We start from the raw sequence: 17586 nt of genomic DNA on the forward strand, positions 1-17586 counted from the left end.
TTCGTGCCTTTTGTAGACAAGAGGCACGAATTCTCCTCCTTCCAAGGGGAAGAAAAAAGGGGGAAGAACTATGCAAACATCCTTTGAAACAACACATGCGGTAAACGGTTCAAAACATCGAAAAACAGCTGCAGCATTGTCCATCATTCCAGGTATTGGTCAACTGTACAATAAACAATATGTAAAAGGTATTATTTTTCTTGTATTAACTTGCTCATTTTTTGTAGCATTTTCTGATTTATTAAATATAGGATTGTGGGGAATTGTAACGCTTGGTACAGAAGTTCCTCGGGATCACTCTATCTTTCTACTAGTAAAAGGTATTTTAGCACTTATCGTTATTGTATTTGGATTAGGTGTATATGCCTTTAATTTATATGATGCGTATCAAAATGGGAAAAAGCGTGATGTAGGAATACCGCTAAACTCCGTGAAAGAGCAATATCATCATTTATTGGATCAAGGTTTTCCATATTTGATGGTTTCACCAGGTTTTCTCCTATTAGTTTTTGTTGTTGTACTTCCGATTGTTTTCGTTATATTAATTGGATTTACAAACTATGATTTATATCATTCTCCTCCTGCAAAACTTGTAGATTGGGTTGGGTTTAAAAATTTTGTTGATATTTTTACAATGCCAATGTGGCGAGATACGTTTGTAAGTGTATTTTCTTGGACTGTGATTTGGACCTTTATTGCAACGACATTACAAGTTGCACTTGGTATTTTCTTGGCAATTTTAGTAAATCAACCAAGTATTAAAGGAAAAGCAGTAATTCGTACAATTTTCATTTTACCTTGGGCTGTTCCAGCATTTGTATCTATTCTTGTATTTGCTGGCATGTTTAATGAATCATTTGGAGCAATTAATAATCAAGTGTTAGCTCTATTTGGAATCAAAAACATTGCTTGGATGACAGATCCATTTTGGTCGAAAATCGCTTTAATTTTTATTCAAACATGGCTCGGATTTCCCTTTATTTTTGCGATGACGACAGGTATACTGCAATCGATTCCAGGTGAATTGTATGAAGCTGCTACGGTAGATGGTGCGACAGCTTGGCAACAATTTCGTAAAATTACATTGCCGCTCGTTTTATATGCGACAGCTCCTATTCTAATTACGCAATATACATTCAACTTTAATAATTTCAGTATTATTTATCTGTTTAATGGTGGTGGTCCAGCTGTAGCGGGACAAAATGCAGGTGGAACGGATATTTTAATTTCCTGGATTTATAAGTTAACGATGACATCAGCTCAATATGGAAAAGCAGCAGCACTAACGATGATTTTATCGGTAATCGTTATTTCGGTTGCTTTATGGCAATTTAAAAGAACAAAATCATTCCAAGAAGAGGATATGATGTAAATGAATATCAAACGACAGAAGATGTTACGGCTTTCATTAAGCTATTTCGTAATTTTCATAATGTGTGTTATTATTTTTTATCCATTATTATGGATTATAGGTTCTTCGTTTAATCCAGGGGATAGTTTATCGGGATCAAGTATCATTCCTAAAAATGCAACGTTGGATCATTATAGAAAACTATTGGATCTTTCGCAAAGTAACTATGTACTTTGGTATAAAAATACGTTGAAGGTTAGTGTTTTGACAATGATTTTCTCTGTATTGTCAATTAGTTTTACAGCATATGCGTTTTCGAGATATCGTTTTGTCGGAAGAAAGAATGGGTTACTAACGTTTTTAGTTCTTCAAATGATTCCAAACTTTTCAGCATTAATTGCATTGTATATATTAGCACAGTTAACAGGGTTAATTGATACACATTTGGCATTGATTTTAATTTATGTTGGCGGTGCAATTCCGATGAATACTTGGCTTATGAAAGGGTACTTTGATACAATTCCAAAAGAATTAGACGAGTCAGCCCGTATGGACGGAGCAGGACATTTTCGGATTTTTTGGCAAATTATTATGCCTTTAGCAAAGCCGATTATTGCGGTTGTAGCGTTGTTTACCTTTATTGGTCCATTTACTGATTTTATTTTAGCAAGTGTTATTTTGCGTACACCTGAAAATTATACGTTAGCCGTTGGATTATACGAAATGGTAGCGAAAAAATTCGGTAATGAGTTTACAACATTTGCAGCAGGATCGGTATTAATTGCAATACCAATTTCAATTTTATTTTTATCATTGCAAAAATACTTTATTTCTGGTTTAACGGCTGGGGGAACGAAGGGATAAATGGGGCATTATGTTCCATTTATCTTTTTTAATAGGAATATTGGTTTAGATGACATAAGAACAGGGTAATTTTAAAAAAAATAGTATATAGTATAGGAAAATAAGGCTCTATCCCTTACAATACATGAAGAGGGAAAATATAGATATAGCTTTACATTAATAGAAGTTTTTATGAATGGAATAAGGTGTAACGTCCATCAGTGGGGGTTACTGTCCGCCAATAGCAGGATAAAAATAGAGATAACTTGTATAAATTATGTAGATAAAAAAGAAAGGAGGAACAAATTTATGACAGTTACAATTAAAGATGTGGCAAAAAAAGCAAATGTTGCTCCTTCTACGGTTTCACGTGTTATTGCTGATAATCCGAGCATTAGTGAGAAAACAAAACGACGCGTTCGTAAAGTAATGGCTGAATTAGGATATCACCCGAATTTAAATGCGAGAAGTCTTGCAAATCAAACAACAAAAACGATTGGACTTGTTATGCCAAGCTCTGCGAGTAAAGCGTTTCAAAATCCATTTTTTCCAGAAGTTATTCGAGGGATTAGCTCATTTGCACATGGAGAAGAATATTCATTATATATGTCAACTGGAGAAACGGAAGAAGAGATTTTTAATGGTGTTGTGAAAATGGTGCAGGGAAGGCAAATCGGTGGCATTATTCTTTTATATTCCCGTATGAACGACCGTATTTTAGAATATTTACATGGACAAAATTTTCCGTTTGTTCTCATTGGTAAACCGTATGAACGAAAAGAAGAGATTACATATATCGATAATGATAACTATGCAGCTGCACGGGAAGTAACGGAATATTTAATTTCACTTGGACATAAACGAATTGCTTTTATTGGTGGTGATTCAGATTTACTTGTTACGAAAGACCGCCTCGCTGGAATGGCAGATGCATTAAAATTAGCTGATATTTCTTTGCCAGCTGAGTATGTTTTAAATCTTGGTTTTTTACGAGAAAGTGGTCAAAAAGCGGTAGAAGAACTTATGACACTTGATGCACAGCCAACAGCTATTATTGCAACGGATGATTTGATCGGATTAGGTGTATTAAGTGCTTTATCAGAAAAGGGAATTTCTGTGCCGAAAGATATTTCTATTGTTAGCTTTAATAACGTATTATTATCTGAAATAGCAACTCCACCATTAACAACAGTTGATGTAAATATTTATCAATTAGGTTACGAAGCAGCAAGATATTTAGTTGATAAAGTCGAACATTGTGAGACTTCGCCGAAGTGTATTATTATTCCACATAAATTGGTGAAACGCCAAACGTGTAATGAAATATTGAAATAGAATCTAAGATAGTATTGTATAGATAAGATTAATGTAAACAAATTATAAAATGAAATATTTTTAAAGGTAGTCTTCTCTCCTAGAGCTAAGTTGTATGGTAAACATACAATAGTATATAGGAGGTGAAGAAGATGGATAAATCAATGAAGTATTTCTTTGCGGTTATTGTTGGTTGGTTATGGACAGTACTTGCTGGAGTAATGGACCAATCATTAACAACAGGTTTTCATTATTTCTCTATTTATGCATTAGATGGACTAATCAATTTCATTCAATATATAGTGACACTAGTTGGCTGGATAACTGTTGGATTATTTGGTTTCTTTATCATAAGAGATGGTTGGAAAGAGAAAAAAAGATAGTATAAATGCAAAAAAACTAAGGGGAAAGGGTATTCCTCTTAGTTTTTTTGTTGTATAAACATTTCTAAACGGTCACAGCCTTCTTTCAACATTTCCATACTATAAGCATAAGAAATACGAATGTATCCTTCACCGTACTCAGAGAATGCTGAACCTGGAACAACTGCGAGTTTAGCTTCTTTCACAAGTTCTATTGCGAAATCAAAAGAAGAGGAAGTTAAATTACCGACATAAGGGAATAGGTAAAATGCTCCTGTTGGCTTTTCAACAGTTAATCCCATTTGTACAAGACGGTTGTATACATAATCACGACGCTTTTTGTATTGATGACGCATCATACGGGGAGCATCCTTTGCTGCTGTTAATGCTTCAATTGCTGCATATTGAGCAATTGAGGTTGCACATGTAACGTTGTATTGATGGACTTTTAAAATTTGATTTGCTAAGAAGTTTGGTGCAAATAAAAAACCAATGCGCCATCCTGTCATAGAATGAGATTTTGATAAACCGTTAATGACAATCGTTTTATTTCGCATTTCTGGAAAATTTGCAATGGATATGTGTTTATCCTCGTATACAAGTTCACTGTAAATTTCATCGGAAAGAACAAAGATATTTTTATCTTTTAATACTGTAACAATCTCTTCTAATTCTTCTTTTGATAACGTTACACCAGTTGGATTTGATGGATATGGTAATACAATACAACGGGTTTTGTTTGTGATTGCTTTTTCGAGCGCTTTTGCTGTTAAGCGGAATCCTGTGTCACGGACGTCTACAAAAACAGGTTTTGCACCGCATAGACGAATAATAGGTTCATAACCTGGATAGACAGGCGCTGGTAAGATTACTTCAGTTCCTTCTTCCAAAATTGTACGAAAGGCGATATCAATTGCTTCACTTGCTCCAATAGTTACAATTGTTTCATCTTCCGGAGAATATATTAAATCATAGCGTTCTTTTAAAAAATCACAAGCAGCTTGGCGAAGTTGTAATAAACCTGCATTATGTGTATAACTTGTAAAGTTCTCTGTAATAGCACGTTTAGCAGCTTCTTTCACTAAAGAAGGAGTTGGGAAATCGGGTTGCCCAATTGTTAGTGAAATTAGATCATCATAATTTTGAATCATGTTAGAAAATTGGCGGATTCCAGAAATTTGAATATCCTTTACACGAGGATTAATAAACTGTTCCATGTTGTCTCCCTTTCTTCCGTTGCAAAATTTCTTTTTATTGTATCATATTTATCATATAATCGCTTTGAAAAGCTACAAACAAAAAAGATCGCTAAAGCGATCTTTTGTTTAATAACCGTATTCCCAATCGATTTCGTCCTCACTCCAAAGAACGGAAGAAACTTTTCCTAGATGTATTACTGAGTTGTTTATAGAGCATGCACAATTGTTTGTACCTGTTTGCTCTTGTAATTCTTTATACACCGATTTCTCAACATTTTCTAGTACAACAAGATTTTCCTCGTTTAAGACGAGCGCAGTTCCTGTCATTTTATTTTCCTCCAATCGATTTCTTAACCTGTATTTATTGTATCTTGTGCAAGGACAATTTGATACATAGTTTACAATCATTTTGAAAAGTTGTAACATTTGTGAATTAATTTCCACAAATTGTTTACAATAATATTGAGAATAGTCTAAAAAATAAAACAAATTTGTCAATAAAATGGTATAATCATATCAAAATGAATATAGGGGATGAGGGGATGGGACTTATCCGTGATTTAATGATTCAAGTTGCTATCATCATTTTGCCGTTATTTTTGTATGAAGCAATTCGTTTAAATCGCTATCAAAGCATGCTTCAAAAGCCCAATCGCTACTTTATTGTATTATTATCAACAACTACGCTTATCCTTTCAATGACATATCCAATTTGTGTTGGAGGAACCTGCAATTATGATTTTCATCAAATTCCAATAATTAGTGCATTTTTGTATGGTGGTTCAGTTGGTATGTTTCCAGCTGTAATGGCTATTTTATACGATGGATTTCTGAATGGTTTAAGCTGGTTTCGGTTATTAGAAATTATTTGTATCTCTGTTATCCCTTTTTTATTGTCTAAAAAATGGAGTGCGTTTCCGAAAAATAAAAAAATTGTTTTATCTTTTATGTTGGCATCTTTTTATACACTCATTTCTTTGGGGTTTGAAATATTTGGGTTGTTGTTAGGGAAGGGCTTTACGCCAATGATGCCTTATTTGTATAGCGAATACATATTTGCCTCTTTTATTATGATTATGACGATGACATTCCAAGTGTATTTAACGGAATATTTATATGAAAATGCAATGTTACGAACAGAAATGCAAAAGTCTGAGAAATTAAATATTGTCAGCGAGTTAGCAGCAAGCGTGGCCCATGAAGTGCGGAATCCACTTACAGTTGTGCGTGGATTTATTCAATTGTTGGAAAGTACAGAAGATGTTAAGAATAAAGAATACATGCGTCTCGTTTTAGCCGAATTAGACCGAGCAGAACAAATTATTTCAGACTATTTAAATTTAGCCCGGCCGCAAATCGATAAGAAAGAATATATTTGTTTATCAGCACAGCTTATTGAAATGACGACGTTAATGTCTTCCTTTGCTGCAATGCGAGGTGTGTATCTACAAGTTGAAATTGCAGAAAAATTATATACGGTAGGTGACAAAACGAAATTAAAACAAGCGATTATGAATGTTGTAAAAAATGGCATTGAAGCAATTCAAGAAAATAAAGGGTATTTGAAAGTGACTGCAGTGCAAAAAGATGAATCTATTGTTATTCGTGTCAAAGATAGCGGTGTTGGGATGACAAAAGAGCAGCTAACGAGACTTGGACAGCCATACTATTCATTGAAAGAAAAGGGAACAGGACTTGGATTAATGGTTACATTTAGTATCTTACAAGCTCATAATGGTACGATTGTATATAAAAGTGAAATAGGAAAAGGAACGGAAGCGATTATTACATTACCGGTTGCGATGCAAAACATAGTACATAAAGAGTAAAAGTTACCGAGGTACGGTAACTTTTATTTATTCATTTCTCCTGTTTTTTCAGATTTAAATCGAATAAATAAATTTTTAAATGATTTAAATAAACTTTGTTCTTGTGAAGCAGCAACTAATCGTTTTGTTTCTTGAATTTCTCGAATGACTTGCATAAGCTGAGCATCACGATTGCTTTCTTTATTATATACTTGATTCATAAGTTTGTTCATTTTTTCTTCTTGCTTGGATTCGCGTTTATACATATGATTCATGAGTAAATCCATTTTTTCTTTTTGTAGCGCATCAGTTTCTGCTGCGTGATCTACAAGATCTTGTAACATTTCCTCTTGTTTGGATTCTTTTATATATACTTGATGCATTAATTCGTTTAGCTTTTCATCTTTTAACCGATTCTGCGTAATAAGGGTAGAATTTTGATGAATAATTGCTTCGTTTAATTGAGCGAGCATATCTAATTTGTGCATAAATTCTTCAAATTTTTGGTTTTGTTCCTTTAATTGCAGGTCTGTATTTTCTTCTGCAATAGTAGGAGGGGAAGCTGATGGAGATTCTTCTTCTTTTAGTATAAATGCAATCGTTTCCATAATATCTTCTTCCAATGTAGCGGCTCGTTCGTGAATCAGCTTTAGTAGTCGTAAATCATCCATTTTATATGTGCGAGATTCAGCAGTTTTATCAATAAGATAGCCATGTTGTTCTAAAAGTTGGCTATATTTACGAACCATATTTTTGGGGATTCCCGTTTTGTTTGTGACATCTTTCGTTTTATATGCTCCGTTCATGACATTTCCTCCCTAAAAAGTATCATGTATACCAATTCCATTTTTGGTTTTGTACTTCCTTTGAAAAAAAATGTCGGAAGGTTGAAAGTTTTCTACATGTTTAGTGGAAAGTTGCACAAAATGGCATGTTATTGATGGAAAAGAAGATAGGAATATAGAATAATGTCTGAAAACATAAGAATATGAAGTTTGTTATAATGAAAGGATGAGAGGAAGAAAATGGAGGATGTAAGCTAGATGAAACAAGTAAAAGGTATTTTGATTACAATCATTGCAATTCTGTCCCTATTAATTGGAGGATACAAAGTTCTGATAATGCCAGCATCAAAGAACAAGAAAGAAGTAGCGTACGACCAAATTCTTGAGTTTCCGAAAGAACGATATCCGGAAACAGGAAAACATATTGCAAACGCAATACAGGAAGGGCATTCTAATATTTGTACAATTGATCGAAATGGTGCCGCAGATAGAAGGAAACAATCGCTAGCTCCATACCCACCAAAGAAAGGTTATGATCGTGATGAATGGCCAATGGCGATGTGTAAAGAAGGTGGAAAAGGAGCACATATTGAATATATTAGTCCCACAGATAATCGAGGTGCTGGTTCATGGGTTGGTAATAAGTTAGACCAATACCCTGATGGCACGCGGGTGAAATTTGTTGTGAAATAATATATTGCTTCGCATCACTTAATAGAAAAAGGAGTGAAAAGAGTGGAGTTAACAATTTCTTATGCACAATTGATAGTAATGAATCAGGATAGGACATCCCCTTATGTAGATTGGACGGATACAGATTTTGAAAGAGGTTATGCTGAGGCTGAAGGAACGATTATATTTGAAGCCTTATCTGATTATACATGTGAAGTAATGGTATTTACTCAGAAATTTGTAGAAAAAGAAGAAGCAATAAGAACAGTATCAGTTCCGTTTACAGTGTTACAAGAAGGAGTGTTTATAAGTAGTGTGCTAGCAAGTCGACTTCATTTTCTTGTTCCGTCAGGAGAGTATATAGTGACTATGCAAGCAATTCTCTTAGAAGAGCCTTCAGCAGATGCTTTGTATAAGGTACGATATGAATTGTTTTTTGAAGAGAATTAGTCACTACATTAGTGTAGTAGTTTTTCACGAACAATAGCATATTTAAGCCCTTCTTCATTTTGTTAAGTAAAGTGAAACTCACATCAGTGGGAGGGCTTACTGCCCCAAAATAGCGCGATAAAATTAGAAAACTACTGTCATGTAGACAGTAGTTTTCTAATTTTATCGTGCATTTGCTTGTAAAAGCTGTCGAGCTTTTACAGCTGCCTTTACCATATGTTCTAATGCAGGAATAACTTCTTCTGTTTTTCTTGTTTTTAAGCCGCAATCTGGATTAATCCAGAAATACTTTGGATCGCACACCTTTAATGATTGTTCTGCAATTGTATACATTTCATCTATACTTGGAATACGTGGACTATGAATGTCATATACACCAAGTCCAATCCCCTTTTCATACGGATGTTCTTTTAATGTATCAATAAACTCCCCGTGGCTTCTTGATGTTTCAATAGAGATAACATCTGCATCAAGTTGACGGATTGCTTCAACAATATCTTCAAAGTTACAATAACACATATGCGTATGAACTTGTGTTTCGTTTTCCACTGAAGAAGTAGAAAGGCGGAATGCTTGAACAGCCCATGCTAAATATGTGTCCCAATCTTTCTCTTTTAACGGCAGTCCTTCACGCAGTGCAGGTTCATCAACTTGAATAACACGAATACCCGATGATTCAAGTAATTTAATTTCATGCCGAAGTGCCAGTGCAATTTGGTAAGCAACTTCTTTTCTTGGAATATCGTTACGAACGAAAGACCAATTTAAAATTGTCACAGGACCAGTTAGCATGCCTTTGACAACTTTATTGGTACAGCTTTGTGCAAATACTGTTTCTTTGACTGTCATACCATTAATAAACGCAACGTCACCATAAATAACAGGAGGTTTCACACAGCGAGAACCGTACGATTGTACCCAGCCATTTTTCGTAAAGGAGAAACCAGCAAGTTTTTCACCGAAATATTCTACCATATCTGTTCGCTCAAATTCGCCATGAACGAGAACATCAAGACCAATTTCTTCTTGATATTGAATCCATTTTTTTGTTTCTTCTTCAATGAATCGTTCATACTGTTCATTTGAGATGTCACCGCTACGCCATTGTTTTCTAGTTTGACGAACTTCTTCTGTTTGCGGAAAGCTACCAATTGTTGTTGTTGGAAGTAACGGTAAATTCAGCGCTTTTTGCTGTAAGTTGTAGCGATCTTTAAATGAAAGAGGACGAGAAAAGTCTTCTTCTTGTAATGTTGATAGTGTAGATTGTACATCTTTACGATTACGAGCTGCTGAAGTCTGAATTGCTTCGTGAGCATTTCGATATGTTTGTAATTCATCAGAAATATTTTCTATTCCATGAACGAGAGCTTTTTGTAAAATAGTAAGCTCTTCTAATTTTTGATTTGCAAAAGCAAGCACATCGTATAATTCGTTTACAAGGTGTGTTTCAATCGTCTTGTCAACAGGGGTATGAAGTAAACTACAAGACGGTTGTACAATCCATTCTTTTGGTTGTATAGCTTTTTGCAATGTATTGAAAAGAGAAAGGATTTCATCTAGGTTTGCTCTCCAAATGTTACGACCATCTATACAGCCAACACCTAATACTTTATCAGATGGGAATCCATGTTGTAGTAGGGCGCGCAAATTACCTTCTTTACCGTGTACAAAATCAAGTCCAATACCAGTAACCGGGAATGAAATAATCTCTTCATAGTTTTCTTCTATACTATCAAAATACGTTTGCAGCATAATAGATATATTTGGAACAGCTTTACGAATCGTTTCATATAATTCTTTCGCTATACCCATTTCTTGTTTTGATAGGGATGTAAAGATAGGTTCATCAATTTGAACCCAGCGTACGCCAGCATCCTGTAATTCTTGTAACAATTGAATGTATGGCTGTATTAATTTTTGTAAAATGTTTGAGAAGTTTTCTTTTTTGTAACCCTTTGCTAAGCTTAAAAACGTATACGGTCCTAATATAACTGGTTTACCATCAACGCCTAGTTCTTGTTTTGCTTCTTCATATAAACGAAGTGGACGATTGTCTTTAAGAGAAATATGTAAGCCTTCCTCATATTCTGGAACGATATAATGATAATTTGTATTAAACCATTTCGTCATTTCACAAGCAACGTGATCTTTTGAACCGCGTGCCATACCAAAGTATACGTCAAGCTCTGATGTATACTTTGAAAAACGAGATGGAATAAATCCAAACATACATGCTGTATCAAGGACATGATCATAATATGTAAAATCACCAATTGGGATGAGATCGATTCCTTTTTCTTGTTGTACTTGTACATGTTGAAGGCGAATCTCTTTCATTTGTTTCATAAATTGTTGTTCATCCACTTTGTTTGCCCAAAAAGCTTCTAAAGATTTTTTCCATTCGCGATGTAATCCAATTCGCGGATACCCTAAGTTACTTGTTTGAATTGCCATTTTGATTTCCTCCCCTAAATATAAGTAAGCATTTCCGTTTACTCGGAAATGCCTTTAACGAAAAGTAGACATAGAAGCAGAAAATGCTCCTCTTTCGTTAAAAACACCTCCTCATCATCCGTGAGTCTATCAGTGCCGTTAAAATAGGCAGGTCTCCTGGCTCATGCATCAGCGATTTCTATCACCTTCCCGTTTTCACAGTGGTATATCGAAAGAAATCTTTGCACTTACAGTGGCGGGACCGCGTTGGATTTTCACCAACCTTCCCTTTTAAACACGAAATGAACCTTTTCGTGTACCTATCTCCTTTTGGAAAGGAATGTAACTAGCGGATATGATATTGAAACAAATTCTAACATAATATTTTAAATTTTGTCTACTATTTTGAAATATGAATATTATAAATTTTTTGAAAAAACATTTAATTGCATTAACATGAAAAATTTTCTAAATGCCACCACCAATGTGATGATGGGTATGTATGAGAGATATTATAGTAATAAGACTGTATACGTTTATATATATCGTGAGCATGATGAAAGAGTAAGCGGTCATAGGAGAGTAGTTCTAGTTGTTCATTTGGATGTAATGTATGAGATTGAAAAGCAATTTCACTGCGAAGAATTAGTATGTATAAGATTTGTTTTTGTAAATAAGAATGGTAGTATACAGAGAATCCATATTGTTTAATTAAATTATCCTTCATTAGATGCCACCTCCTTTATATGTTCGTATTGTAATGAAAAAGGGAAGAGGTTACAAAAAAGAAAAAAGGAAAAAAACGCTTAAGAAAATCCATTTTTATGAATACAAAAAACAGTCACTCTTTGGTGACTGTTTCGATGTTTAATTATCTAATTCTGTATTGATTTCTGAAAGTTTTCCTTCTAGTGCGTCTTTATACAGTTGTTTTAGCCAACGAAATTCAACAGAAGCATGATCAATAACATTTTCCAAAATATAAAGCTGTGCACGAGGAATGCCAGTCTTATTATTTATATATATGCTTTGCATCGTTGTTATAAATGTCTGTGTTTCTTCAATTTTCTTTTTAAGAATTGGAACCATGCGTTGATTGTCACTGAAATGACTAAAGGAAAGACCGGCGTAGATTGGTTTATATATATGATTTTTTGCTTGAATTTGTTCGAGTACAAGAGTATGAAAGAGTTCTTTTCCTTTTTCTGTAATATGGTAAATTGTTTTATCAGGACGATTTGAATCACGTACGATATGTGTAACAGCGATAGCTTCCTGTTTTTCTAGCTGCTCGAAGGCGTAATATAACGATCCTTTTGCATATTTTATATAACAATCCATTTGTCTTTCTTTCATAATGTGTTGCACTTCGTAAGGATGTTTCTCTCCTTCAAGAAGTAAACCAAGAATGACTAATTTCATGCTCATCTTGCTTCAACTCCAATAACATCAAACTACTAAATTTAATATAACCTCCTCTCTATTCAGAAGAGGAGGCTCATATTAACTAACTTGTTTTTGTTTCTTATTTGTTGGTACAATCAGTCGCTCTTTTCCCATTAATAAGATGCATATAATACTAAGTACGGCAGGAATAAGCGCCCATAAAAATGTGTCAGCGATAGAGGTTGCTAGTGCATGTTTAATACCATCTAAAATTTGTGGTGGTATTTTCTCAGCCGCATTTGGAGATAATAAGAAACTTGTATCGCCGCCTTTTGGAGCCATCTTTGCTAGTTCTGGCGGGAAAACAGATTTTAGTTTATCTGTAAATACATGATTTTGAATCGTACCAAAAATTGTCACACCAAGTGTCATACCAAGTGAACGGAAGAAAGAGTTTGTTGATGTAGCAGAACCTCGTTCTCTCATACTTAAATTATGAATAGAAGCCATACTTAAGACAGAGAAAGAAAACCCGACGCCAAATCCAGCTAAAATCATAAAGACTGTAACCATTGTACGTGACGTATCGACTGTTAATGTACTTAATAAATACATACCAAGAATAAAGAAAATACCAGAAATCATCATAATGTTACGGTAACTTGTACGAGTTGATAACTGTCCACCTATTTGGCTTCCAATAACAGACCCGACCATCATCGGTGTTAAAATTAATCCAGCATTTGCTGCGGATCCACCAAGAACACCTTGGATGAAAATGGGAATGTACATTGTACAAATAATAAATGTTGCACCGTATAAGAAGGCAACGCCTTGACTTGCTGCAAATAAACGTTTTTTGAATAAATGGAAAGAAATAATAGGTTCTTCCACTTTTCGTTCAATAAAGAAAAAGATAATAAGCATAATAGCAAACGTAGCAAATAAGCTCACAATTACGCTTGAATCCCAAGCATACTGTTTACCTCCGAGTTCTAAAGCAAACATGAGACAAACAATACCAATAATTAAAGTAACAGCACCTGCCCAATCAATTTTCTGTTTACTATATTGTAAAGATTCTTTATAGTATTTTGTAATTAAAAGGAGCGAGATAATCCCTAATGGAATATTAATATAAAATACCCAGTGCCAGTTAATATAGTCAGTAATATAAGCACCTAACAGCGGTCCAAACACACTGGACGTTCCAAAAACAGCTCCAAATAGTCCTGTCATTTTACCTCGTTTTTCTGCTGGGAAAATATCGTACATAATTGTAAATGCAATTGGCATAAGAGCACCGCCGCCAATTCCTTGAATTGCACGGTATACACTTAATTGTTCAATGCTAGATGCAGTGCCGCAAAGTATTGATCCAGTTAGAAAGAGAAGCAATCCTCCTATGTAAAAACGTTTACGTCCGTACATATCTGATAGTTTTCCGAAGATAGGCATTCCGGCCATCGTAGCTACCATATAGGCAGAAGTGACCCATACAAATTTATCAAAGCCGCCTAAATCACCTACAATAGTAGGCATTGCAGTAGCAACAATTGTGTTATCCATTGCTGCTAGTAGTATTCCCAGTAACAATCCTGTTACAACGAACTTTGTATTACTTGCTTGCTTTTGAGTTATTTGTTCCTCCAAGCATAACCCTCCTTTATATATCAACAATAAATTATATTATAGTCAAATTTGACTAAATGACAAATAATTTTTTTCGGCAAAATTATTTTGTCGTACATAAGTATCTTTTAGTCAAAGAACATAAAGATATTTCCTTCTTAAATAATATATATACAAATTATTTAAGAAGGAAATATGTAAAAAACATGCTATTGGTTACTTATTTATAAAAAGTGTAGAAACGAATGAATGTAAAATATTTTAAATGAAACATATTATTGAAAATGATTCATAATATAGGAAGTGACAAAAGGGAATGGTACTTACTATAAGAATTAAATGTGTCTGTGTATCGTTATATGATATAAAATGAATTGAAGAATATTGGAATGATATATATAATGAAAATTTTATCAGCAGGAAAGATCTTTTATATGCCACTTATGGTTAGTATAAGATAAAAGAACACATAAGACCTTATCAGTAAAGCTGTACATAATGTACAGCTTTTTTAGAATGATTTTTTCTTTCGCTTATCGAATACTATATAAAGTACAGGATATAAAAAGACCAAGTTTTTGTCGAAGGCTGCGAAGTAAAGGTAGAAAGTGTGAAAATTATATATTTAATATTAGAGTGGGGTGAGTTTGTATGGTGAAATATTGGGGGGAGTTAGAAAATCGAGATAAGTTTTCTTTTTGTATACAACCTTCTTTATGGTCAGGAAGCAATGATAAGGATTTAGCTTATAAGCAATATACTCCTCAAATAGAAGTAACGCTTACGGTGTGTGATATGAAACAACAGTCTTCGTTTTCAGATACTATTTATTATGAACTGAAAGATATAATTGCGATTCAAATTAAAGTGGATAATAAAGGTGAAGAGGCTGTTTCTCGTATATGCGTAAGTCATATGATTAGAGATCAATTATCGTATATACCAAATACATTAACGTCCAACAATGGGGAAAACGAAATTCTTTTTCAACTAGTTCGTTGGCGCATTGATAAACTATCGCCCAAAGAAAAAGCATGTTTAATATTGAAAGTAAAAGCTGAGCGAAACAATATATCATCTTCTTTACCTCTTCGTGCTACGTATACATTTCAACATAACCAACAAGCATATGGACCATTTCAAACAAAACAGGCCTTGCTGATAAAACAATAAAAAGAAATTATGGAATAGAAGACTACCAAAAAAGAATTTATATAAAGTAATTGAATATTACTTTATATGAGCACAGATAAAAAAAGAAGGAAATTATCCATATACAATAGATAACTTCCTTCTTTTTTGTTGAAATAAACTTTTTAAATATTATCTCGTATTAATGGGCAGTAAGACCCTACTGACGGAAGTTTCATTTTATTAGTGAAGGTTATGCTTTTTAAGAAGCTCTTTTTGTTCAATTCCTTTTTTTCCTAAATAGTTATTTTTGTATCCGAAGTATAAGATAAACAAAAAAGAGGCAACATTGACAATTGCATCGATTTGTTCATTTGAAATGAAACTTAAGCCAAATGATTCAAATAGTAATTTTAGTGATAAGAGAAAGCCAGTAAGAAAACGGAGAATATCTGATATATTCCCTGATTTCATAATAAATCTCTCCTTCTATTATATGTTTTATATAATATTTATATGAAAATAGAAGAAAAGGAATACAAGCTAATCGGAAAACCGGACATACATTTTTTATTTAATAAAAAAGCATCAGTTATATAGAAACATCTAATAGAAGAAAGGGATAATATATGAAATATAAAGGGGAAATTAGTGGTTTATCCCGCATTAACGGGCAGTAAGACCCCCACCTCAAGATTCAAAGAGAAACGAGGAAGATAGGTGGCGGATAACTGCCTGTAAAAGCCCGATTGGGCGAGCTTTCCATCGGTGGGAGAACTAAAGATTAGTATTTTAGAACCAAGACTAGAGAAAATGGTTCTAAAAGTAGAACAAATATGGGTGCAGACAGTTTAAAAAAGTGATGTTATAACATGCTGGGAAGAAAATAAATATGTCATTATTGCAGCAGATAAAGGGCACGAATAACCAATGTTAATGAATTGAATAACTAAAAAATGTAACAAAAATGATGCAAGATGATATTGTACACATCACATTTATATTTGGTGGGACAACATATCCATTAGAGGGAGAATCATTGGAAGTGCTATTAGAACTAGCACTTCCAATGATTCTATCAAAATAGAGATATGTAACTAGTGAAATTACAACATTATTATTTCGAAACATTTTTTTCATTTTTGTTACAATATATTGTGTATTTTGTAACAAATCCCTTTAAAAATATGGTTAATCATCATATAATTAACGATGGATGTGTCAGTACATTTTGCACAATGATTTCTCGTTAAAAGTGTAGAGCAAGAAAAATCTCTACACTTTTCCTTTTGAGGACAATTGGAAAATAACCGGAAAATATTGCATCGATTCCTTTGTACTGTGTAAAATGAAACAAGTAGAGATAGAAAGATAGAAAGGGAATGATAGAATGGTAGACGTTAGGAACCACCGCTCTACAGTAATTAAGCGGTTGGTTATTGTTGTTATCGCAATTTGTGTTGTAGCAGCAGGATTTTTTATGTTTCAATCAATTACTTCCCCTGCAAAAGCGGTTGCAAATCAAGAAAATTCCATTCAGTTTGCAAGTGAACAACCAAAAGTAGATATGAAAAAAGTAGCGCCCGAAAAATATAACGGTCAAGTGCGTAAAGTAGTATATTTAACATTTGATGATGGACCAAGTGAATTTCAAAATGAAATTTTAGATATTTTAAAGAAAAATGATATAAAAGGAACATTCTTTATGATTGGTGGAAATATTCCAGCCTATAAAGAGAGTGTGAAGCGCTTAGTAAAAGAGGGACATTATCCGGGTGTTCATAGTATGACGCATAATTATACAAAGTTGTATAAAGAAGGTAAATTTGTTGAGGAAATGAAACAGGCACAAGATATTATGAAAGAGGTAACAGGTATTCGCCCAAACCTTGTTCGCTGTCCATATGGAAGTATGCCAGGGCTTACTCAAGCATTGCGTGATCAAATGACACTTGCTGGCATGAAAGAATGGGATTGGACTGTTGATTCTTTAGACTGGAAATTACCAGGAAATCCAAATGGAGTAATCCAAAATGTTGTTTCACACGTTAATAAAGAACAAGAGGTTGTATTAATGCATGAGAAAAAGCAAACAGTGCAAGCTTTACAAACAATCATTGATGATCTTCGTAAAAAGGGGTATGAATTCGAAGTATACAATGAAGCAGATCATTTTCCGTTAAATTTCTGGCATGATAATCGCATATAAAATAGGAGGAA

At 33.8% G+C, this 17586-nt stretch carries 17 protein-coding genes and 1 riboswitch; of the genes, 9 read left to right on the forward strand and 8 right to left on the reverse strand.

The annotated features are described in order from the left end of the window. Positions 1 to 70 precede the first annotated feature (70 nt). From ACFQZ1_RS19210 to ACFQZ1_RS19225, 4 genes are all read left to right on the forward strand, one after another. Positions 71 to 1372 carry an ABC transporter permease subunit gene (locus ACFQZ1_RS19210; protein ID WP_377883794.1) on the forward strand — a complete coding sequence of 434 codons (1302 nt, stop codon included), beginning with the start codon at positions 71 to 73 and terminating at the stop codon, positions 1370 to 1372. Next, positions 1373 to 2215 (forward strand): maltosaccharide ABC transporter permease MalD, encoded by an 843-nt coding sequence (gene malD / locus ACFQZ1_RS19215; protein ID WP_377883796.1) that lies wholly within the window; start codon positions 1373 to 1375, stop codon positions 2213 to 2215. A gap of 288 nt (positions 2216 to 2503) precedes the next feature. Beyond that, a complete protein-coding gene (locus tag ACFQZ1_RS19220) occupies positions 2504 to 3529 on the forward strand; it encodes a LacI family DNA-binding transcriptional regulator (RefSeq protein ID WP_377883797.1) in 1026 nt (341 codons plus the stop codon). Between the two features lie 131 nt (positions 3530 to 3660). Beyond that, positions 3661 to 3891 carry a hypothetical protein gene (locus tag ACFQZ1_RS19225; RefSeq protein WP_377883798.1) on the forward strand — a complete coding sequence of 77 codons (231 nt, stop codon included), beginning with the start codon at positions 3661 to 3663 and terminating at the stop codon, positions 3889 to 3891. Between the two features lie 38 nt (positions 3892 to 3929). On the opposite strand, the gene ACFQZ1_RS19230 is transcribed toward ACFQZ1_RS19225, so the two are convergent. Together ACFQZ1_RS19230 and ACFQZ1_RS19235 are read right to left on the reverse strand one after the other, a co-directional pair. Further along, a complete protein-coding gene (locus ACFQZ1_RS19230) occupies positions 3930 to 5087 on the reverse strand; it encodes an aminotransferase A (RefSeq protein ID WP_377883799.1) in 1158 nt (385 codons plus the stop codon). Between the two features lie 108 nt (positions 5088 to 5195). After that, positions 5196 to 5396: a hypothetical protein gene (locus ACFQZ1_RS19235; protein WP_154710640.1), complete on the reverse strand. Its 201-nt coding sequence runs from the start codon at positions 5394 to 5396 to the stop codon at positions 5196 to 5198. A gap of 215 nt (positions 5397 to 5611) precedes the next feature. Between ACFQZ1_RS19235 and ACFQZ1_RS19240 the strand changes: the two genes are divergently transcribed. Beyond that, positions 5612 to 6898 (forward strand): ATP-binding protein, encoded by a 1287-nt coding sequence (locus ACFQZ1_RS19240; RefSeq protein WP_377883800.1) that lies wholly within the window; start codon positions 5612 to 5614, stop codon positions 6896 to 6898. A gap of 23 nt (positions 6899 to 6921) precedes the next feature. Here the strand turns inward: ACFQZ1_RS19240 and ACFQZ1_RS19245 are convergent, their stop codons facing one another. Beyond that, on the reverse strand, positions 6922 to 7683 hold the full coding sequence (locus ACFQZ1_RS19245; RefSeq protein WP_377883801.1) for a DUF3967 domain-containing protein: 762 nt from the start codon (positions 7681 to 7683) through the stop codon (positions 6922 to 6924). Between the two features lie 237 nt (positions 7684 to 7920). Here ACFQZ1_RS19245 and ACFQZ1_RS19250 point away from each other — a divergent pair, with 237 nt between their 5' ends. Both ACFQZ1_RS19250 and comJ read left to right on the forward strand, forming a co-directional pair. Next, on the forward strand, positions 7921 to 8355 hold the full coding sequence (locus ACFQZ1_RS19250) for a NucA/NucB deoxyribonuclease domain-containing protein (RefSeq protein WP_377883802.1): 435 nt from the start codon (positions 7921 to 7923) through the stop codon (positions 8353 to 8355). A 42-nt stretch (positions 8356 to 8397) separates the two neighbouring features. Beyond that, on the forward strand, positions 8398 to 8784 hold the full coding sequence (gene comJ / locus ACFQZ1_RS19255; RefSeq protein ID WP_377883803.1) for a competence protein ComJ: 387 nt from the start codon (positions 8398 to 8400) through the stop codon (positions 8782 to 8784). Between the two features lie 162 nt (positions 8785 to 8946). On the opposite strand, the gene metE is transcribed toward comJ, so the two are convergent. The 4 genes from metE to ACFQZ1_RS19275 form a co-directional block, all read right to left on the reverse strand. Next, positions 8947 to 11238: a 5-methyltetrahydropteroyltriglutamate--homocysteine S-methyltransferase gene (metE, locus tag ACFQZ1_RS19260; protein ID WP_377883804.1), complete on the reverse strand. Its 2292-nt coding sequence runs from the start codon at positions 11236 to 11238 to the stop codon at positions 8947 to 8949. A gap of 129 nt (positions 11239 to 11367) precedes the next feature. Beyond that, positions 11368 to 11556, reverse strand: a riboswitch (cobalamin riboswitch). A gap of 112 nt (positions 11557 to 11668) precedes the next feature. Further along, positions 11669 to 11944 (reverse strand): hypothetical protein, encoded by a 276-nt coding sequence (locus ACFQZ1_RS19265; protein ID WP_377883805.1) that lies wholly within the window; start codon positions 11942 to 11944, stop codon positions 11669 to 11671. Positions 11945 to 12084: 140 nt separating this feature from the next. Then, entirely contained in the window at positions 12085 to 12645 is a 561-nt protein-coding gene (locus tag ACFQZ1_RS19270) for a PadR family transcriptional regulator (RefSeq protein WP_377883807.1), read from the reverse strand. Positions 12646 to 12720: 75 nt separating this feature from the next. Further along, complete coding sequence (locus ACFQZ1_RS19275; RefSeq protein ID WP_377883808.1) at positions 12721 to 14256, reverse strand: MDR family MFS transporter; 1536 nt, start codon at positions 14254 to 14256, stop codon at positions 12721 to 12723. Between the two features lie 630 nt (positions 14257 to 14886). Here ACFQZ1_RS19275 and ACFQZ1_RS19280 point away from each other — a divergent pair. After that, on the forward strand, positions 14887 to 15408 hold the full coding sequence (locus ACFQZ1_RS19280; protein WP_377883809.1) for a hypothetical protein: 522 nt from the start codon (positions 14887 to 14889) through the stop codon (positions 15406 to 15408). 201 nt (positions 15409 to 15609) lie between these two features. Here ACFQZ1_RS19280 and ACFQZ1_RS19285 read toward each other — a convergent pair whose 3' ends face one another. Further along, on the reverse strand, positions 15610 to 15840 hold the full coding sequence (locus ACFQZ1_RS19285; RefSeq protein ID WP_377883810.1) for a phage holin: 231 nt from the start codon (positions 15838 to 15840) through the stop codon (positions 15610 to 15612). A 916-nt stretch (positions 15841 to 16756) separates the two neighbouring features. Between ACFQZ1_RS19285 and ACFQZ1_RS19290 the strand changes: the two genes are divergently transcribed. After that, a complete protein-coding gene (locus tag ACFQZ1_RS19290) occupies positions 16757 to 17575 on the forward strand; it encodes a peptidoglycan-N-acetylglucosamine deacetylase (protein WP_377883811.1) in 819 nt (272 codons plus the stop codon). Positions 17576 to 17586 lie beyond the last annotated feature (11 nt).

The sequence above is a fragment of the Bacillus sp. CGMCC 1.60114 genome (genome assembly GCF_042676365.1).
Lineage (GTDB): Bacteria > Bacillota > Bacilli > Bacillales > Bacillaceae_G > Bacillus_A > Bacillus_A rhizoplanae_A.